Annotated in this window: 19 protein-coding genes; 5 read left to right on the forward strand and 14 right to left on the reverse strand. The window is 67.0% G+C overall.

Annotated elements, in window-relative coordinates:
• Positions 1–39 precede the first annotated feature (39 nt).
• Complete coding sequence (gene tauA, locus J8I33_RS23800) at positions 40–1,056, reverse strand: taurine ABC transporter substrate-binding protein (protein WP_209926668.1); 1,017 nt, start codon at positions 1,054–1,056, stop codon at positions 40–42.
• A 691-nt stretch (positions 1,057–1,747) separates the two neighbouring features.
• Here tauA and J8I33_RS23805 point away from each other — a divergent pair.
• Positions 1,748–2,416, forward strand: coding sequence for a hypothetical protein (locus J8I33_RS23805; RefSeq protein WP_209939163.1), 669 nt, complete (start codon positions 1,748–1,750; stop codon positions 2,414–2,416).
• A 64-nt stretch (positions 2,417–2,480) separates the two neighbouring features.
• A complete protein-coding gene (locus J8I33_RS23810) occupies positions 2,481–2,876 on the forward strand; it encodes a hypothetical protein (RefSeq protein WP_209939164.1) in 396 nt (131 codons plus the stop codon).
• A 235-nt stretch (positions 2,877–3,111) separates the two neighbouring features.
• Here the strand turns inward: J8I33_RS23810 and lipA are convergent, their stop codons facing one another.
• The 3 genes from lipA to J8I33_RS23825 all read right to left on the reverse strand — a co-directional run bounded on the left by lipA (position 3,112) and on the right by J8I33_RS23825 (position 5,254).
• Positions 3,112–4,095: a lipoyl synthase gene (gene lipA, locus J8I33_RS23815; RefSeq protein ID WP_209939165.1), complete on the reverse strand. Its 984-nt coding sequence runs from the start codon at positions 4,093–4,095 to the stop codon at positions 3,112–3,114.
• A complete protein-coding gene (gene lipB / locus J8I33_RS23820) occupies positions 4,088–4,843 on the reverse strand; it encodes a lipoyl(octanoyl) transferase LipB (RefSeq protein WP_209926673.1) in 756 nt (251 codons plus the stop codon). The genes lipA and lipB overlap by 8 nt, the downstream gene beginning before the upstream one ends.
• A gap of 84 nt (positions 4,844–4,927) precedes the next feature.
• On the reverse strand, positions 4,928–5,254 hold the full coding sequence (locus tag J8I33_RS23825) for a DUF2917 domain-containing protein (protein ID WP_050018167.1): 327 nt from the start codon (positions 5,252–5,254) through the stop codon (positions 4,928–4,930).
• A 102-nt stretch (positions 5,255–5,356) separates the two neighbouring features.
• On the opposite strand from J8I33_RS23825, the gene J8I33_RS23830 reads away from it, so the two are divergent.
• A complete protein-coding gene (locus J8I33_RS23830) occupies positions 5,357–6,346 on the forward strand; it encodes a transcriptional regulator GcvA (protein ID WP_006485238.1) in 990 nt (329 codons plus the stop codon).
• 22 nt (positions 6,347–6,368) lie between these two features.
• On the opposite strand, the gene J8I33_RS23835 is transcribed toward J8I33_RS23830, so the two are convergent.
• From J8I33_RS23835 to J8I33_RS23880, 10 genes are all read right to left on the reverse strand, one after another.
• Positions 6,369–6,677 carry a YbeD family protein gene (locus J8I33_RS23835; RefSeq protein WP_011546305.1) on the reverse strand — a complete coding sequence of 103 codons (309 nt, stop codon included), beginning with the start codon at positions 6,675–6,677 and terminating at the stop codon, positions 6,369–6,371.
• The gene (locus J8I33_RS23840) at positions 6,677–7,603 is read right to left on the reverse strand and encodes a D-amino acid aminotransferase (RefSeq protein WP_077219559.1); all 927 of its coding nucleotides are present in this window, start codon (positions 7,601–7,603) and stop codon (positions 6,677–6,679) included. The genes J8I33_RS23835 and J8I33_RS23840 overlap by 1 nt, the downstream gene beginning before the upstream one ends.
• Before the next feature lie 48 nt (positions 7,604–7,651).
• Positions 7,652–8,962 carry a D-alanyl-D-alanine carboxypeptidase family protein gene (locus tag J8I33_RS23845; RefSeq protein ID WP_124593438.1) on the reverse strand — a complete coding sequence of 437 codons (1,311 nt, stop codon included), beginning with the start codon at positions 8,960–8,962 and terminating at the stop codon, positions 7,652–7,654.
• Between the two features lie 497 nt (positions 8,963–9,459).
• Positions 9,460–10,104 (reverse strand): alpha/beta hydrolase, encoded by a 645-nt coding sequence (locus J8I33_RS23850; RefSeq protein WP_124593439.1) that lies wholly within the window; start codon positions 10,102–10,104, stop codon positions 9,460–9,462.
• A gap of 13 nt (positions 10,105–10,117) precedes the next feature.
• Positions 10,118–10,435 carry a ferredoxin gene (locus J8I33_RS23855; RefSeq protein ID WP_050018157.1) on the reverse strand — a complete coding sequence of 106 codons (318 nt, stop codon included), beginning with the start codon at positions 10,433–10,435 and terminating at the stop codon, positions 10,118–10,120.
• 154 nt (positions 10,436–10,589) lie between these two features.
• A complete protein-coding gene (locus tag J8I33_RS23860) occupies positions 10,590–11,741 on the reverse strand; it encodes a VanZ family protein (RefSeq protein WP_209939166.1) in 1,152 nt (383 codons plus the stop codon).
• 43 nt (positions 11,742–11,784) lie between these two features.
• The gene (locus J8I33_RS23865) at positions 11,785–12,408 is read right to left on the reverse strand and encodes an ABC-type transport auxiliary lipoprotein family protein (protein ID WP_023478104.1); all 624 of its coding nucleotides are present in this window, start codon (positions 12,406–12,408) and stop codon (positions 11,785–11,787) included.
• 39 nt (positions 12,409–12,447) lie between these two features.
• Complete coding sequence (locus tag J8I33_RS23870; RefSeq protein WP_050018159.1) at positions 12,448–13,377, reverse strand: MlaD family protein; 930 nt, start codon at positions 13,375–13,377, stop codon at positions 12,448–12,450.
• Between the two features lie 17 nt (positions 13,378–13,394).
• On the reverse strand, positions 13,395–14,294 hold the full coding sequence (locus tag J8I33_RS23875; RefSeq protein ID WP_050018160.1) for an ABC transporter ATP-binding protein: 900 nt from the start codon (positions 14,292–14,294) through the stop codon (positions 13,395–13,397).
• On the reverse strand, positions 14,291–15,523 hold the full coding sequence (locus tag J8I33_RS23880; protein WP_235356330.1) for an ABC transporter permease: 1,233 nt from the start codon (positions 15,521–15,523) through the stop codon (positions 14,291–14,293). Before J8I33_RS23880 ends, J8I33_RS23875 begins: the two co-directional genes overlap by 4 nt.
• A gap of 184 nt (positions 15,524–15,707) precedes the next feature.
• On the opposite strand from J8I33_RS23880, the gene J8I33_RS23885 reads away from it, so the two are divergent.
• Together J8I33_RS23885 and J8I33_RS23890 are read left to right on the forward strand one after the other, a co-directional pair.
• A complete protein-coding gene (locus tag J8I33_RS23885) occupies positions 15,708–17,777 on the forward strand; it encodes a bifunctional 2',3'-cyclic-nucleotide 2'-phosphodiesterase/3'-nucleotidase (protein ID WP_209939167.1) in 2,070 nt (689 codons plus the stop codon).
• An 8-nt stretch (positions 17,778–17,785) separates the two neighbouring features.
• Positions 17,786–18,637, forward strand: coding sequence for a tetratricopeptide repeat protein (locus tag J8I33_RS23890; RefSeq protein WP_209939168.1), 852 nt, complete (start codon positions 17,786–17,788; stop codon positions 18,635–18,637).
• The last annotated feature ends 573 nt before the right edge of the window (positions 18,638–19,210 follow it).

Genomic DNA, 19,210 nt, shown 5'->3' on the forward strand with positions numbered 1-19,210 from the left:
ATCGAAGGGCTCCGCGACGAGTGGGCTGAGGGGCCGCGCTCAGCGCGCGGCCTTCTGCACGAATTGCGGATCGACGCCGGCCGAATAGTCGGCGAGCACCGTCTGGATCGTGCCTTGCGATTTGAGGAATGCAGCCGTGGCCGCGAGCGACTTCGCGGCGCCCGATTGCGCGCCGCCGCCGAGCCACGTCGGCGAAGCCTGTTCGGCCGCCGTCGGGAACGCGTAGAGCGCGAGGCTGGCCGGCACGTCCTGCGCATTCGCGCCGGACACCTTCGCGACCGCCGCGACCTGCGGCGAGCCGACCTTCCACGCCGCCGCATGCGCGCGGTAGTCGGCGTCAGCCGCCGCGAGCACCTTCACGAAGCGCGCGACGAACTCGGGGTTCTCGCGCGCGAACTTGCGGCTCACGACGAAGCCGTCGAAGGTCGACTTGCCACTTTCCTTCGCAACCTGGCCGGACGTCGTCAGCACGGTGCCCGACTGCTTGACCTTCGCGAGCACCGGATCCCAGATGTAGGTCGCGTCGATGTCGCCGCGTGCCCACGCCGCCGCGACTTCGGGCGGACGCAGGTTGACGATCTTCACGTCGTTCGGATTGACGCGCGCGGCCTGCAGCGCGACGAGCGTATGGAAGTGCGACGTTGACACGAACGGTACGCCGATCTTCTTGCCCTTCAACCCGGCGACGCTGGTCACGCCCGAACCGTTGCGCGCGACGAGTGCCTCGGCGTCGTTGATGTTGTCGAGCACCCAGAACAGCGAGATGTCGAGCCCCTGCGACAGGCCGGCCGCGATCGGGCTCGACCCGGCCTCGCCGAGCTGCACGGAGCCGGACGCGAGCGCGCGGATCACGTCGGCGCCGCTGTCGAGCTTGCGGAACCTGACCTTGTAGCCGGTCGCCTTTTCGACTTCACCGCTCGCTTGCGCATAGCGCCACGGCACGACCATGTCCTGGTACGCGATCACGACTTCGCGCGATTCGGCGTGCGCCGCGCCAAGCGCGGCAAAGGCGGTCAGCGCGACGACGGCGCGGCGGATGAAGCTGAAACGGGACATGCGGCTCTCCTTCGGAATGCGGGCATTGCTGCGGGAGAGCCGACTTTACGGGCTTTGCGTGCGGCGGGAGCGAACTTATCCTGCGAAGCTATCGATGATGTTTCAGCTTTGCTTTTCACGCTGGATTGGATCGCGCGTCCGGTCGGGTGGCGATTGTCGTGCGGAAGCGGGGTACTGCAGCGCATACGCAGTGTGCGTTAGTCGACGCGAGATCGTAGCTCAACTTCGAAGCGTTGCATGCCGCGTGCATCCGACGGGAAAAATCGACAAAACCGCGAGGCATCGAAAACATTCGAACTCCCGGATTTTTAGTACCTATCTGATTGCTGCGCCGCATGCCACCGTGATAATTCTTCATCTGTTGCGAAAACAGGTGACGCGCATGAAACGGTACTTGCTTAAGGTAGGCGACAGGTCAACTACGGGTGGCGTCGTCATCGAGGGGATAGACAGTTGCACGCATCATGGCACTGCGCCGACTTTTGTTGGTGCTCAAGTCGTTTGTAACACGTGCCAGTCCACAGGTGTCATCGCAGCTCAGGCGCCGTGGCTGGCGCCAGGATAGGCGCTACAGCGGGCACGATGGTCGGTATTGAACTCGGGCCTGGTGCCGTAATAACCGGCGCCATCGGCTATTTCGGCGGCTCGATGATTGCCGATCAGATTCCAGATGAATGATGACGGAGGAGACGTGTCTTTCTTCAAGCGCAAGATTAACGAGTTGCAAACGAAGCGGGCGGTGCGGGAAAGTGTGAAGAGTCTCGAAGATGCCTTCGGAAGGTCGATTGGTGAATTGCAGACCATTTTCGGCTCCGGTGCGCTCGATCTCGAAAAGCAGCAAGTTCCTGTCTATCCCAAGTCGATATATCAAGGCGATGCAGGAATCAATGCTTTCGGGCTGGCTCATCATGTTCAGCCGGATCAGTTTCCGGCTTTGCTGAATCTCGTGCGACAAGGACGAAGCGAGGTTGCGCATTTTCACTTCATGCGCGAAGTCGGCGGGCAGCCACTGAGCACCATCATCTCCCCCAAATGGACGTTTGCAGAGCGAGTCGTGCGCTTGCTCTCCAACGATGTTGAGCTAATTGCCGAGCTCTCGGAGCAGGGCTTCCACCCTCCTCCTCCGTGGATCACGCTATATGAGTTTGGACCGGTTCTGCATGTCAGTCAGGGCGACCCTCACTACTGGCTGAACTATGTCTGGGACTCGTTCTGGGAAAGCCTGAGCCTGGATGAACAGACAGACTTTCTGGAAGCAGGCAGAAAAGAGACTGATGCCTATATCACGACCGAGGACTGGGAACTGTGGGTTGAGAGTATCAGAATGCGCGACGCCCGGTTTCGCATGCTTGAGGGCTAAAGGCACGCAAAGGGTGGAAAGGACGGACGGCAAAGCCAGCATGGCTGGGGTGACGGCAAGGACAATGAAGAACAAGTACAGCTTATTGCAAATGAGGGATGTCTGGATCGATGCCTATATAAGCGGCGACATCGATCAATTGAATTTTGTAGAAAGCGCCCACTTCTTCGTGAAACGACGAGATCGGATTCTGACCAAGGTCCAGCAAATAGCATCGATACAACGGCGCCTTGCCGAAAAGACTTGGCCGGATTGTGGTCCTCGGATCCACCAGGACATCACCGCGATCGTGGAAGACCATTCATGGGCATCGATTTCCGGTACAGGCTCGATGGCAAGCAACGGAAAAGACCTTACCCGATTTGACTATCTCGAACTATGGGTGGTCAACGAAAATCGATGGCAGATCGCCGCGCTTTGCTACGACGAGAAACGACGCGAAGCCGAAGGGGTTAAATAATTCGGACGAGGAATAGACATGTACAAACGCTTCCAACGGGGAGCCAATCCTCTGTCCCGAGCGGAGCGAACGCCTCTGCAATCACTGGCCGGTTATTTGCCCCGTACGATGCCGCGCCGAGGAAAAGGTATGTCACCCGTGCCCCCTTCTTCACCAGATTCCGATACGAAAAAGCCCGCATCGCGGCGGGCCTTATTCGACTGCACGAGTGCTGCAGAACCGGAGATTGCGACGCTCAGACCACCCCCGCCCCATGCGCCTGCAGATCGGCGTGATAGCTCGAGCGCACCATCGCGCCGACGGCCGCGTGCGTGAAGCCCATCTTGTACGCCTCTTCCTCGTACATCTTGAACGTATCCGGATGCACGTACGCCCGCACCGGCAGGTGGTGCTCCGACGGCTGCAGGTACTGGCCGATCGTCAGCATGTCGACGTCGTGCGCGCGCAGGTCGCGCATCACCTGCAGGATTTCCTCTTCGGTTTCGCCGAGGCCGACCATCAGGCCCGACTTCGTCGCGACGTCCGGATGCAGCGCCTTGAAGTCTTTCAAGAGCTTCAGCGAGTGCGCGTAGTCCGAACCCGGGCGCGCTTCCTTGTACAGGCGCGGCACCGTTTCGAGGTTGTGGTTCATCACGTCCGGCGGGGCGGCGTTCAGGATCGAGATCGCGCGGTCGAGACGGCCGCGGAAGTCCGGCGTCAGGATCTCGATGCGCGTGTCCGGCGACTGCGCACGCGTTTCGCGAATGCACTCGACGAAGTGGGCGGCGCCGCCGTCGCGCAGGTCGTCGCGGTCGACGCTCGTGATCACCACGTACTTGAGCTTGAGCGCGGCGATCGTGCGCGCGAGGTTCTTCGGTTCATCCGCATCGAGCGGATCGGGACGGCCGTGGCCGACGTCGCAGAACGGGCAGCGGCGCGTGCACTTGTCGCCCATGATCATGAACGTCGCGGTGCCCTTGCCGAAGCATTCGCCGATGTTCGGGCAGCTCGCTTCCTCGCACACGGTATGCAGGTTGTGCTCGCGCAGGATCGTCTTGATCTCGTTGAAGCGCGAGCTGCCGGTGGCCGCCTTCACGCGGATCCACTCGGGCTTCTTCAGCTTTTCGATCGGAATGACCTTGATCGGGATGCGCGCCGTCTTCGCCTGCGCCTTCTGCTTGGCGGTCGGATCGTAGGCAGCCGTATCGGCCGGTGCGGGAGAAGCGGTAACGTCAGTCATTCGATTGTTCCAGTGCGTGCGGCTTGTCGGCGGCCGCGGATGCGCCGTCGAGGTTGGCGATCAGACGGCCCACCAGCGTGTGGGCGACGTCGTTCCAGTCGGCGGCAACCGCGAGGCTCGCCATGTCGACGGTTTCCAGTCCGGCATAGCCGCACGGGTTGATCGCGAGAAACGGGCGCAGATCCATCTTCACGTTCAGGCTCAGCCCGTGATAGCTGCAGCCGTTGCGGATCTTCAGGCCGAGGGCCGCGATTTTCGCGCCCTCGTGCACGCCGGATGCCACGTAGATCCCGGGCGCGCCCGCCTTGCGGACCGAAGCGAGATTATACGCCGCGAGGGTTTCGATCACGGCCTCCTCGATCTTCGTCACGAGCGTGCGCACCATCAGCTTGCGCCGGCGCAGGTCCAGCAGCAGGTAGACGACGATCTGGCCGGGGCCGTGGTAGGTGATTTGTCCGCCGCGGTCGACCTTGACGAGCGGCACGCCGCTGTCGGCCACCAGCAGGTGCGCCGGGTCGCCGGCCTGGCCGAGCGTGTAGACGGGCGGATGCTCGACCACCCAGATTTCGTCGCCGGTGTCGGCCGTGCGCGTGTCGGTGAACGCGCGCATCGCGTCGAAGCTCGCGTCGTACGCCTCGCGGCCCCGCCATCGCACGGTGACCGGCTGGGCCGGCTGAGCCGGGACTCCGGCGGGCGATGCGGAAACGGCGACAGGCGTGGACACGATGGAAACCGGCGAAACGGACATGGGCGGTAGTTTACCGAAAACCCGTGGGTCTCGCCGGCCTGGGGACGGGGACGGATCGCCGGTATCCGTCGGATGAAACGATGGTCAGACGGTACGCCAGCCGTCGTGCAGCAGCGCGTTGACGCGTTCGCGCAGCCGGGACAGCCCGCCGAGCGCGACTTCCCGCGGCGGGCGCGACACCGAGAACGCGACGCATGCGCCCTCGCGGCCTTCCGCGCTGAGCCACAGCCGCTCGCCGCGGCGCAGCTTCAGCGTCTCGCCGTCGGCCAGGAAGTAGTCGTCGACGTCGTTGCTGCGCGTCGCCCAGACCGGCCCGCACTGGACGATCAGCCGCGTGCTGCGTTGCACCTTCATCGGCACGGTCTCGCCCGGGGGAATTTCGAAGGTGATGCTTGAAGAGATTTCTTGCATGATCGACTCCGCCAATAAGTGCTTCGATGACTACAATCGTAGTCACTTGAAGGTGTCCGACCAAACGACCAATTTTCACGTCGATGTGAGGAAAATTAGCAAATGGACCTCCGCCAGCTGCCGGCGCTGAACGCGATTCGCGCGTTCGAAGCCGCCGCCCGCCACGAGAACTTCTCGCGCGCCGCCGACGAGCTGTTCGTCACGCACGGCGCGGTCAGCCACCAGGTGCGCGCGCTCGAGGAAGAGCTCGGCGTGCAGCTGTTCACGCGCAACGGCAAGCGGCTGTGCCTGACCGACGCCGGCATGCGCTACGCGCAGCAGATCCGCACCGCGCTGATGGTGATCGCCGACGCGACGCGCGACGTGCGCGCGAGCGACCGCGACCGGCGGCTGGTGGTGTCGATGCTGTCGTCGTTCGCCGCGCGCTTCATCACACCGCGCATCGGCACGTTCATCGAGCGGCATCCGGAAATCGACGTCGAGCTGCAGTCGACCAACTCGCTCACCGATTTCGCGCGCGACGACGTCGATCTGGCGATCCGCTTCGGCTTCGGCAGCTATCCGGGGCTGCACGTGGAGCCGCTGTTCGAGGAGGTGTTCTTTCCGGCGTGCGCGCCGACGCTGAACGGCGGCAAGCTGCCGCAGACGCCCGCCGATCTCGTGCACTACCCGCTGCTGCGCTCGGACGACGAGCTGTGGCGGCCGTGGTTCGACGCGGCCGGGCTCGATACGCTGACCGAGCCCAAGCGGGGGATCCTGTACCAGGATTCGTCGAACCTGCTGCTGGCCGCGATCGAAGGCCAGGGCATCGCGCTGGTGCGCCGCTCGCTCGCGGTGCACGACCTGCTCGACGGGCGCATCGTGCGCCTGTTCGACATCGACGGGCCGAGCCCGTGGCACTATTTTTTCGTGTGTCCGCCGCCGCTCTTGAACACGCCGCGCGTGCAGGCGTTCAGGACCTGGCTGTTCGAGGAAGTGGCCGAATACAAGCGGCTGTGCGACGAGCTGGACGCGCGGCGCGCGGCGGGAAAATGCCCCGCCGAGTGCGCGCTGGAGGGAGGATGGAAAGGGATCAGCGGCCGTTTGCGCTGACCCCGGACGCCGGAACGGGCGCTTAAAGCACGACCTTGACCATCGGATGGCCGGTCAGCGCACGGTAGATGTTGTCGAGCTGTTCCTGGCTCGTCGCGCGCACGGTGATCGTGAGGCCCGTGTAATTGCCGCCGCTCGACGCGCGCTCCTCGATCTTCTCGACGTCGATCTCGTTGTCGTGAACGGCCACGACCTTGAAGATCGTGTCCTTGAATTCGGGGTGCGCCTTGCCCATGATCTTGATCGGGAAATCGCACGGAAACTCCAGCAGCGACTCCTTCCGGGTCTCGATCGCGCCGGTGACCTCGACGGTTTTGGTCGGTTCGCTCATCATTTTCTCCGGGTTAGGTCAAACTGTTCAAACTCGCGTGCCTTCGCACGCTGGTACGCGTCATACAGCGCCGCGAACACGGGGCCCGGCTTGCCGCCCTGCACGGGCAGATCGTCGAGCGACGTCACAGGCAGGATTTCCTTGGTGGCCGACGTCAGCATGATCTCGTCGGCCGAGCGCAGCTCGACCTCGCTGATCTCGCGCGCGACGAACCGGATCCCGCATTCTTCGGCCAGTTGCTCGACCAGCGCGTAGCGGATCCCTTCGAGGATCTTGTTGCTGCGCGGCGGCGCGAACAGCTCGCCGTTCTTCACGATCCACACGTTCGACGACGAGCCTTCGGTCACGTTGTCGTCGCGCAGCTGGATCGTCTCGAACGCATCGCGTTCCGCCGCATGCTGCGCCATCAACACGTTGCCGAGCAGCGAGATCGACTTGATGTCGCAATGCAGCCAGCGGCGATCCTCGGCCGTCACGCAGCGCACGCCCTTCGCGCGCTCCGCTTCGGACGGCAGGCGCAGCGGGCTCGTCATCGCGAACACCGTCGGCACCGCGTTCGCCGGGAACGCATGGCCGCGCTTCGCGACGCCGCGCGTCACCTGCAGGTAGACGAGCGCGTTGCCGTCGGCGAGGCCTTCGGCGTTCGCCGCGACCACCCGCTCGATCAGCGCGCGCCAGCCCGCCGCATCGTGCGGGTCGTCGATGCCGATCTTCTTCAGGCTGCGCGCGAGCCGGTCCAGATGCTGTTCGATCCGGAACGGCACGTGCGCGCCGTCGTGCGCATAGACGGGGACGACTTCATACACGCCGTCGCCGAAGATGAACCCGCGGTCGAGCACCGGCACACGGGCTTCGGACAGCGGCACCAGTTCCTCCTGCGCCGAGACGCTGAGGTAGACGATCGGTTCGAATTCGGCTTGGCTCATAGCTTTGACAGATGGGGATGAAGTCGTGAAAACAAAGGCCCGTCGTGCTTACTTCTTCTTGCTGAACATCAGCAGGATCGAGTCCCAGATACGTCCGAAGATACCCGCTTCCGGCACCGCCTGCAGCGCGACGACCGGGAATTCGGACAGCGTCTTGCCGTCGGCGACGATCTTCACGGTGCCGACCTGCTGGCCTGCCGCGAGCGGCGCGATCAGCGGCGCGTTGACGTCGACCTCGGTCTTGACCTTGTCGCCGAGGCCGCGCGGCACGGTCGCCCACTGGTCGCCCTTCACGCCGACCTGCACGGTGTTGTCCTTGCCCTTGTAGACGCGCGGCGTCGAGATCGCCTGGCCGCCCTTGAACAGGCGCACCGAATCGAACGCGCTGTAGCCGTAGTTCAGCATCTTCATGCTGTCCTGCGTACGGTCGCTTTCCTTCTGCTCGCCCATCATCACCGACACGAGGCGGCGCTGGCCGTCGACGCCCGGGATCGCGCGCTTCGCCGATGCGATCAGGCAGTAACCGGCCGCCTGCGTGTGGCCCGTCTTCAGGCCGTCGACCGTCGGGTCGAGCCACAACAGACGGTTGCGGTTGCCCTGGCGGATGTTGTTGTACTTGAATTCCTTCTCCGAGAAGATGCCGTAGTACTGCGGAAAATCGCGGATCAGGTGAGCCGACAGCTTCGCGAGATCGCCGGCCGTCGTGTAGTGGTTCGGGTCGGGCATGCCGTTCACGTCGGCGAAATGCGTGCCCTTCATGCCGAGGCGCGCGGCCTCGTCGTTCATCAGCGTGACGAACTGCCCTTCGCTGCCGCCGACGAGTTCGGCCAGCGCGATCGCGGCGTCATTGCCCGACTGGATGATCATCCCGTACACGAGGTCGTGCACGGACACCGGCTTGTTCGCCTCGATGAACATGCGCGACTCGTCGCGGCCGACGCGGCGCACGGCTTCGCTCGGCGTGACGATCTGCTCCATCGAGATCTTCTTCTTGTCGAGCGCCTCGAACACGAGGTAGGCCGTCATCAGCTTCGTCAGCGACGCCGGCTCGACGCGTTCGTCCGCATTGCCCGATGCGAGCACCGTGTTGCTCGTCGCGTCGACGAGCACCCACGAGCGCGCGTTCACGCCCGGCGGCGGCACCGCGCCCGGCATGTAGGTCGCGGGCGCGCCGGTGAACTGCTCGGCGGCCGGCGCCGCATGCGCGGCCTTGGCCTTGGCGGCCGGCTTCGCCTCGGCGACGACGATCGTCGATGCGAGCGCGACGGGCAGCATCACGCCGAGCGCGACGTTGCGCGCGGCGGTGCTGAAGGCGATGGAGGAAGCGAGGGACTTGAGGCCTTGGGAAGACAGACGCATGATCGATTCAGGCTGATGGCAGAAAGTGCGGTGCGAAACGCGCAGGGTTGAACGGCAAGGCGGCGGGCGTGTCGGGCGCTCGCCCGACACCGTCGGGCGACGCGAAACGCGCCGGTTGGACTCGTGCGGGCGCGTTCGGTTCGCGGCCGTCGCGAGCGGGCGGACAGGCGGCGAAACGAGCGCCGCATGGGCCCAGCCGGGCCGCGGGCAACGCGAAAGCGGCCATTATACGTGGCCGCGAACGGCGTTTTCGCGAACCGGGCAGCGGACGTCCGCAACCCCGTTGCGCGAGCATCGCACGGGAATGCGGCGGGCACGCGTGCTCGAAGCCGCGCGAAAGGCGTGCGCAGGCGGCGTGCAAGCCGGGTTGCGGCGCCATGCAGCAGGCGGGGCGCGGCGCGATGTCGCGTGAAGTTTCGGGAAGGGTCGCGCATCGTCCGGACGGGCGCCGGTGCGCGGTACGGACGCGGGCGCTTGCGCCGACGCCCGCATGCAGGCTAGCGCCACGCGTCGACGATGATGCGCTTCAGCACGTGCAGCTTGCGATGGAGGAAATGCTCGGCGCCGGGGATCACGACGACCGGCAGCTCCTGCGGCCGCGCCCAGTCGTACACCGACGCGATCGGCACCGTGTCGTCGGTTTCGCCGTGGATCACGAGCGTGTTCTCGGGCACGTCGGCCACCTGCCAGCGGCTCGCGGCCGTGCCGACGAACACCATCCGCTCGATCGTCTCGCCCGCGTCGCGCAGGCGCTTCGCGACGTGCGACAGCACGAAGGTGCCGAACGAGAAGCCCGCGAGCACGAGCGGCAGGTCCGCATACGCGGGCTGCGCGCGCATGTGCGCGAGCACCGCGAGAAGATCGTCGGCCTCGCCCGCGCCGTTGTCGTGCACGCCTTCGGTCGCGCCGACGCCACGGAAGTTCGACCGGTAGACGACATAGTTCAGTTGCACGAGCGTGCGCGCGAGCGTCTGCGCGACCTTGTTGTCCATCGTGCCGCCGAACAGCGGATGCGGGTGCGCGACGAGCGCGATGCCGCGCGGCGCGGCGCCGCTTTCGCGCACGGCGTCGGGCAGGTCGACCGCGATTTCGATCTGGCCGATCGGGCCCGCGATCAGCGATTTCTGCGTATGAACGTTCATTCGGGCGGCCCGCTCAGATCTTCAGGCGGTCGACGACGTTGCCGTCGCGCAGGTGCGACTCGACGATCTCGTCGATGTCGGCCTGGTCGACGTACGTGTACCACGTGCCTTCCGGATACACGACCATCACCGGCCCTTCCTCGCAGCGGTCGAGGCAGCCGGCCTTGTTGATGCGCACCTTGCCGGGCCCCGCGAGACCGAGTTCCTTCACGCGCTTTTTCGCGTATTCCTGCATGGTCTGCGCATTGCATTGCGCGCAGCTCGGGCGCTCGGCGCCCGGATCGCGCTGGTTCAGGCAGAAGAAGACGTGGTGCTGGTAGTAGGAATCCATGATGGTGACGAGCGGCCCGGCACGAGGCCGTGCGCAAAGAAGGGCGATGAATTGCCGTTGCGCGGGGCGGCAACGGAGGATGCCGACGATTATAGCGAGCGGCGCACGCGGCTGCCCGCGGCACGGCCGCCGCCGCGCGGCCCGGGCTGCCGCGTCAGCGGCGCAGCGCGGCCGGTAGCCACGCGTGCTCGACGCGCTGGCCGAGCCAGATCAGCGCCGCGTAGGGCCAGATCCACGCGAGCCAGCGCGCGAGGCTGTTGAAGTGCACGTAGCGGCCCTGCCGCCACCCCGATAGCGTGAAGTCGAAGAACGGGTTGACCGGCAGCAGGTTCACGAGCGCGACGCCGGCCAGCAGCGCGAGCGCCGCGAGCATCGCGCGCCACGTCGCCGGCACGCGCAACGCGACGAGCGCCGCCGCGAAACCGAGCTCGATGCCGAGCCGCGCGCCGGGCGTCGCCCACACGACGACGAGGCCGGTGGCCGACTGCATGAACGTTGCGGCCGCCTTCAGCACCAGCGTGGCGACCACCAGCGCGATCAGCAGCCAGATGCGCGGCGCGCGCGGGCGCATCGCGAGCGACGCGATCGCCAGCGCGGCGAACAGCATCAGCCCGCCGAGCACGGCTTCCCACGCGGAATCGGACAGCCAGCCGTCGACCCGCTCGGGCCATTCGCTGACGCGCCACGCGGCCGGCAGCCACGCGAGCAGCGCGTCCTGCATCGACGCGTCGGCGCGCTCCCACAGCGCGGCCGGCCAGTCGCCGATGCCGAACAGGAACGGCGACGGAAACACGATCGCGAACGGCCACAGCGCGGCGAGCAGCAGCGGCGTCGAACCGTCGGCCTCCAGCCACGCGAAGCGCAGCCGGCGCAGCGCGCCGCGGTCGAGCAGCGCGCCGGTGGCCGGCGCGGCGAGCGCCGCGCCCAGCAGCGCGCCGAGCGCGTTGGCGCCAAGGTCGAGATTCGACGCGACGCGCGTCGGCAGGTAGGTCTGCAGCGCTTCCATCGCGCCCGACAGCAGCACGCCGAGCCCGCCCGCGATCAGCGTCGCGGCCACGCCGCGCCAGCGCGGGTGCAGCGCGAGCACGCCGAGCGCGCCGAACGGCAGATAGCCGAGCACGTTCGTGGCCACGTCGAACGCGGTCACGTAGCGCTGCATCGGCGCGAACAGGTAATCGAACGGGCCGATGCCGAGCGACAGCCAGCCTTCGAACGGATACAGCGACGCATAGACGATCAGCACCGCGTAAGCGGCAAACGCCTGCCGCGCGAGCGGTGACGCGCGATGCGTGCCCGGCACGTTCATCGCGGATGCAATCGCGGATGCAATCGCGGCTGCACGCCGGCCGTCACGGCGTGCCCGCGTACGCCTGCACGCCGACCCACGCGGCGATCTGCGACACGAGTTCGTCGCTGGCCGCCGCGAGCGCACGCGCGCCGCCGGCCGCGTCGGGCGTGCTCGACGGCGCGCGCGCGACGAACGTGCGCTGGCCGAGCACCTTGCCGTCCTGCATCAGCGTCGCGCGCGCGGTCACCGCGCCGTGGCTTTGCGACTGGCCGTCGAAAACCTGTTCGAATTCGCTGAGGTCGACCTTGAGGGTCGGCGCGCGCACGCCGTCGGCGCCTTCGAGCACCGTCCCGCGCGACGACAGCGCGCCGCGCAGCCGCTGCGTGAGCAGTTGCGCGGGCGGCGCGGTCCAGCGGCTGTCGCGATAGACGGCCACGTGCTGCGCATCGGCGTATGCGAGGCGGTACGCGAACTTGTCGGAATCGAGCGCGTCCGGCGCGGCGACGTCGAGCACCTTCAGCGCGGGGCCCGAACCGGTGGTCGTCACCGACGACGCGGGCCCGAGGTCGTAGCGGATATTGGACAGCACCGCGTCGTTGCCGGCGCAGCCGGCCGCCAGTGCGAGCGTCAGTACGGCAAGCGCGGCCGCGGCCGGGCGCAGCGCGCGGTCAAGAATTCGTGGCATGGCGTATTCCTGCATGAGGTTTCCGGTTTTCGATGGGCGTCACTTCCCGGCCGTCGCACCCGGCCAGACGAAGCCCGCTTCGCCCGGCCCCGGCGCCGCACCGGGCGAACCGAACAACAGACTGCGCGGGTTGCGGCCAAGTTCACCGGCGACGTCCTTCAATTGCCGCGACGCGTCGCCGACGCTATCGGCCAGCGCATTGAAGCGCGGCAGCGTGTCGTACTGCACGCGCGCGTTGAGGCCGTTCAACGCGACGCCGACCTGCTCGGCGGCCGTGCCGGCCTTGTTCAGGTTCGACACGAGCGGCCCGTTCGGCTGCAGCAGCGTGTTCGCCGACGCCATCGCGCGGTTTACCTCGTGCATCGTTTCCGGCAGCGCGGTGACTGCCGGGCCGAGCTGCCTGGTCAGCGTCGCGGCGCCGTCGGCCGCGTGCTGCAGGCTTTCGGCGGTCGCGCGCAACTGCTCGCGCATCTCCGGCGACATCAGCGCGTTCGCGCTCTTCGCGGCCAGTTCGAGCTGCCGCAGCAGCACGTCGCCGCGCTCCTGGATCTGGTCGAACAGGCTCGGCCGCATCGGGATCTGCGCGATCGCCTTCGGCGACGACGGCAGCGGCGACAGATCGCGCCCCGTATCCTCGAGCTGCACGAACGCGATGCCGGTCACGCCCTGGAAGCCGAGGCTGCCGTAGGTCGACTGCGTGATCGGCGCGTCGTGATCGACGAGAATGCGGATCCGGATCTGGCCCGGATGCGTGCGATCGAAGCCGATCGACTGCACCTTGCCGACGTCGAGGCCGCGAAAGCGCACGGCCGCGTCCGGGAACAGCCCGGTCACGTTGGTGCGCGCGAGCAGGTCGTACGGCACGCGCACGGTGCGGTCGACGTTGAACCAGAACACGGTGCCCGCGATCGCGAGCGTCAGCGCGATCGTGAACAGGCCGGCCCAGAACGCATGTGATTTGTTTTCCATTCGCGGGTTCCTTGCTTCTACAGCTCGACGCTCGACAGCGCCGGTTCGAGGGCCGCCTTCGGCAGCTTCGCGCGCCGCTCGGGCGGCAGCGCCTGCAATGCGCGGCGCCCGCGCAGCCCCAGGAAATATTCGTGGATGAACGGATGGTCGACGTTCGCGGCCTCCTCGACGGGCGCGGCGACCAGCACCTTGCGATCGGCCAGCACCGCGACGCGCGTCGACAGCGCGACCATCGTGTCGAGGTCGTGCGTCACCATCACGACGGTCAGCCCGAGCGTGCGGTGCAGCGTCGCGATCAGCTCGACGAATTCGTCGGACGCCTGCGGATCGAGGCCGGCCGTCGGCTCGTCGAGGAACAGCAGCTCGGGCTCCAGCGCGATCGCGCGCGCGATGCCGACCCGCTTCACCATCCCGCCCGACAGCGCGGCCGGCATCTTCGACGCGTGCTTGCACGGCAGCCCGACCATCTCGAGCTTCAGCATCACGATGTCGTGCAGCAGGTCCGGCGGCACGCGGCCGAGCTCGCGCAGCGGCTGCGCGACGTTGTCGAACACCGTCATCGACGAGAACAGCGCGCCCTGCTGGAACAGCATCCCCGAACGCGTGCGCATCATCCGCGCGGTCGCGTCGTCGATCGTCGCCGTATCCTCGCCGAACACCTTGATCGTGCCCGACGTCGGCCGCTCGAGGCCGAGGATCTGGCGCACGAGCGTCGTCTTGCCGGAGCCCGACCCGCCGACGATCGACACGATCTCGCCGCGCCGCACGTCGAAGTCGAGCTTCTGGTGAACGACGTTGCGCCCGTAGCGCTTGGTCAGGTTGCGTACCTCGATTACGAGGTCGCCGGCGTCGGCGGCCGCGTCCGGCCCGGCGCCGATCGCCGCGGCATGCGCGGTCGTGTCGTTCGATGCGTTCATCCGAGCCCCACGTTCTGGAACAGGATCGCGAACACCGCGTCGGCGAGGATCACGACCGTGATCGACGACACGACCGACGTGGTCGTGCCTTCGCCGAGGCTCTGCGAGTTCGCCTTGATCCGGAAGCCGAAATGGCACGCGACCAGTGCGATCAGCATGCCGAACACGACGCCCTTGCCGACGCCGATGTACAGGTTCGCGATCGGCACGACGCCCGGCAGCGAGCGCACGAAATAGTTGATGTCGATGCCGAGCACCAGCTTCGCGGCGAGCGCGCCGCCCGTCAGCGCGATGATGTTGGTCCACATCACGAGCAGCGGCATCGCGACGCCGAGCGCGAGCACGCGCGGCAGGATCAGCCGCAGCCCGTGCGGGATGCCCATCACGCGCATCGCGTCGAGCTCCTCGGTCACGCGCATCACGCCGATCTGCGCGGTGATCGCCGAGCCCGAGCGGCCCGCGACGAGGATCGCCGACAGCACGGGACCGAGCTCGCGGATCACCGACAGCCCGAGAATGTTCACGATATAGCGGTTCGCGCCGAACATCTGCAACTGCTGCGCGGACAGGTAGCTGAGCACGATGCCGATCAGGAACGCGACGAGCGCGGTGATCGGCAGCGCCTGCGCGCCGGCGCTGTAGATGTTCGCCGAGGTCTCCTTCCACGGCATCGTCCGCGGGCGGCGCAGCACCGACAGCGCGTCGAGGATCACGCGGCCGAACATCGCGATGCCGCCCTGCAGGTGTTCGCCGAACGCGAAGATCGCCAGGCCGAGCCGCGTGACGGGATCGAACCGCACGATGCGCTCGGGCGCCTCGCGCTGGCTGTCGAGCCGTTCGATGCGCTCGAAGATCGTGCGCTGCGTGGCGCTCAGCGCGACGCCGGCCGGCAGCTTGCGGCCCCACACGCGCCACAGCGCCTGGCCGCCGACGTGGTCGAGCCGCTCGATGCCGGACAGATCCCATTCGCTCACGCGCCCGCTGGCGAGGGTCGCGATGCGGCGCGCCACGGCGCCGCGGTTGCGCGCGAGCGACAGGGCGGTCCACTGGCCGGTCAGGCGCACCGTCTGGCCCTGGCCGCCGGCGTCGACCGACAGGCCGGGAGGAGTCTCGAAGTCCAAGGGCGGGTTGTTTGCAAAAGGATGACAGCGGCCATTGTAGCGAACCGCCCGGCGCCGCGACGTGAGGATTACGGCCGGCATGCCCGGCCGCGGCGCCGGGCCGGGCATGCCGGCCGGGACCGGCCCGAAGCCGCCGTGGGCCTCGGCCAGCGGCCGGCGTCGCGACCTTTCATTGTTCCGTCACGTTTCCTTTCGATACTCTCACGCGCCGCACCTCAGGCCGTCGGCGCGCCGCGCCGCCATTCGTGCGTACCTCGCGTTTCATAAAACAGAACACCGAACAGGACAACCGATGCGTCTCCCCCCGCTTTCCCGCCGCCACGTGCCGGCCGCCGCCGCGCTCGCCAGCCTCGCCTTCGTCCTCGCCGGCTGCGGCGGCGACGACGTCACCGCCACGCCGCCGTCGCAGCCCGAGGCCCAGGCGCCCGTCGGCACGACGGCCACGCTCGCGCTGCTCGAGACGACCGACCTGCACACCAACGTGCTGTCGTACGACTATTTCAAGCTCGCCGCCGACAATTCGCTCGGCTTCGAGCGCGTGTCGACGCTGATCGCGCAGGCGCGCAAGCAGTACCCGAACACGCTGCTGCTCGACAACGGCGACACGATCCAGGGCACCGCGCTGTCGGACTACCAGGCGCTGGTTAAGCCGGTCGGCTGCGACCAGACGCTCGCGATCTACAAGGTGATGAACGCCGCGAGATTCGACGGCGGCGGGATCGGCAACCACGAGTTCAACTACGGGCTGCCGTACCTGTCGCAGGTGACCGGCAACACGTTCGAGGTCGACGGCCTGCCCGCGCCCGCCCAGCAGAAGAAGTGCGCGGGCCCGAACTTCCCGCAGGTGCTCGCGAACGTGATCAGCGCGAAGACCAATGCGCCGCTGTTCACGCCGTACACGATCCTGACGCGCACGGTGACGGCCACGACGCCGGACGGCAAGACGGTCAGCGCGCCCGTGAAGATCGGCATCATCGGCTTCACGCCGCCCGCGATCATGAACTGGGACAAGCGCTGGCTCGACGGCAAGGTCTATACGACCGGGCTGAAGGAAGCGGCCGAGAAGTACATTCCGGAGATGCGCGCGAAGGGCGCCGATCTCGTCGTCGCAATCTCGCACGGCGGCCTCGACAATTCCGCGTACTCGCCGACGATGGAAAACGGCAGCTGGTGGCTGTCGAAGGTGTCCGGCATCGACGCGATGCTGATCGGCCACTCGCACCAGGTGTTTCCGGACGCGAACAGCACCGTCGCGCAGTTCAACCTGCCGGGCGTCGACAAGGTCAAGGGCACCGTCAACGGCGTGCCGACCGTGATGGCCAACTACTGGGGCAAGCACCTCGGCGTGATCAAGCTTGGCCTTAAGTTCGACGGCAAGACGTGGATCGTCGACAAGTCGCTAACGACCGTCGAGGCGCGGCCGATCCAGAACGCCGACAAGAGCTACGTCGCGGCCGACCCGTCGGTCTCCGCCGCGATCGCGGCCGAGCACCAGGCGACGATCGACTACGTGAAGACGCCGATCGGCTCGACCGACTACCGGATGAACTCGTACTTCGCGGACGTCGGCGATCCGGGCGCGATCCAGATCGTCAACGAGGCGCAGGCCGACTACGTGAAGACCTACGTGCAGGCGAACCTGCCGCAGTACGCGTCGCTGCCGGTGCTGTCGGTCAGCGCGCCGTTCAAGAGCGGCTTCGGCGGCGGCACCGACTACACCGACGTCGCGCCGGGCGCGCTCGCGATCAACAACGCGGCCGACCTGTACCTGTATCCGAACACCGTGTACGCGGTGAAGGTGAGCGGCGCCGACGTGAAGAACTGGCTCGAGACGGCCGCGAAGCGCTTCAACACGATCGACCCGACCAAGGCCACCGTGCAGCCGCTCGTCAGCACCTTCCCCGGCTACAACTTCGACATGTTCACGTCGGCCGATCTCGCGTATGAAATCGACGTCACGCAGCCGGTCGGTAGCCGGATCCGGAACCTGACGTACAAGGGCGCGCCGATCGACCCGAACGCGCAGTTCATCGTCGCGACCAACAACTACCGCGCGAGCGGCGGCGGCAATTTCCCGGGCCTCGACGGCAGCAAGACGATCTTCGCGTCGCCCGACGCGAACCGCGACGTGCTGATCGCGTTCATCAAGAAGCGCGGCGCGATCACGCGCGCGGCCGACGGCGCGCAGCGCAGCTGGCGCTTCACGAAGCTCGCGAGTTCGGTCGCGCACGTGCGGTTCGCGTCCGCGCCGAACCGCCTCGGCGATGCGGCGGCGGCCGGCCTGACCGGCATCACGCAGGTCGCGGCCGACGACGGCTCGGGCAAGAACCTCGCGACCTACGAGATCGACCTCACGCAATGAGACACACGATGCAACCGATCCGGACGATGCGGCCCGCCGAAACCGGCTTCGCCGCCGCCGCGCGGCGCGTGCTGCGCGCGAAACTCCCTCCTGCCGCGCTGCTCGCGACGGCGGCCGTGACCGTCGCGGCCGTCGTCGCGGCGACCGGCCTGCGCGGCGCCGGCCCCGCGCCGAGCGCCGCGCAGCTCGACGAATGGCAGGCGATGGTCACGCAGGCGACCGAGCCGCATGCGCTGGCGCAGTTGCGCACGCTCGCGCGCCGCGGCTCGGGCGCCGCGCAGGCGGCGCTCGGCATCGCGCTCGTCGATGCGCATGAACCGGGGCTGCGCGACGAGGGGCGCGGCTGGCTGGAAACGGCCGCGGCGGCGGACAAGGCCGACACGGCCGACGCGCCGGCTGCGCGGCGCGCGCAGCTCGCGCTCGGCAAGGCGTTGCTGCTGGGCAGTGGCGACGTTCCGAAGGACTATGTGCGCGCCCGCGCGCTGCTCGGCGCAGCGGCCTCGGACGGCGACCCGGCCGCCGCGTATTACCTCGGGCTGATCTACCGCAGCGGCTACGGCATCGCGGCCGACCCGGTGCAAGCCGCGCACTGGTTCGACATCGCGTCGCGCGCGGACATCCCGGCCGCCGACTTCATGCTCGCGAACGCGTACCGCGACGGCAGCGGCGTGCCGCGCGACGACGCACGTGCGCTCGCGCTGTATCGCCGCGCCGCCGAGCACGAGCTGCCGGAAGCCGTGCAGACGCTCGCGATGGCTTATCGCAACGGCGAACTCGGGCTTCGGCCCGATGCGGACGAATTCCACGCGCAGTGGATCGAGACCGCGCATGCGCTGAAGCACCCGGTGGTTGCGCCGTGACGGCCGTTCGGCCGGGGGGCGCGTGGGCGTGACCCGGCCGAACGGTGATTGCTTCGCATGCGTCATCCTCGCACCGCGCATTGGTATCGATCCCCGCAACCGGAATCGGCCTGCGCGACGGCAGTGGCGCACCAACCGTTCGACCGGTGAAGGATCGTCTGTTCATCCGGTACGCCACTTAAGCAGCCGGGAAACATAGGGCTCAAGGTAGAACAGGCCCGCGAGTATGGTTCCAATGCTGAGCGTGGTGCTCCATCTCTTGCATGACCAGCGTCTATACGCCAGTACATTGACGACGCAGAAAAACAAGGCGGGCCCCAGCAAGTACGCCAGAAACAATACTCCCTGCCACCATGAGGTCGGGCACTTGTCGATCTCGTAACAACCGCGAGCCGGTGTGCCTTCAAGTTTCGGCCAATTGATATGGCTGTAAACGTAGAGGTAAAGCCAAGTTAACAGCAAACCACCAAGCACCCCCAAAAGCGCAATCGCAAACCGCTTCACTTGATCTCCCAAAACAAGACTGAATTCGATTTCCCGAGATCGGAATAGCTGAGACTTGGGAAGACATTC

Source organism: Burkholderia sp. AcTa6-5 (genome assembly GCF_017815075.1).
In the GTDB taxonomy this organism is placed as follows: Bacteria; Pseudomonadota; Gammaproteobacteria; order Burkholderiales; family Burkholderiaceae; genus Burkholderia; species Burkholderia sola.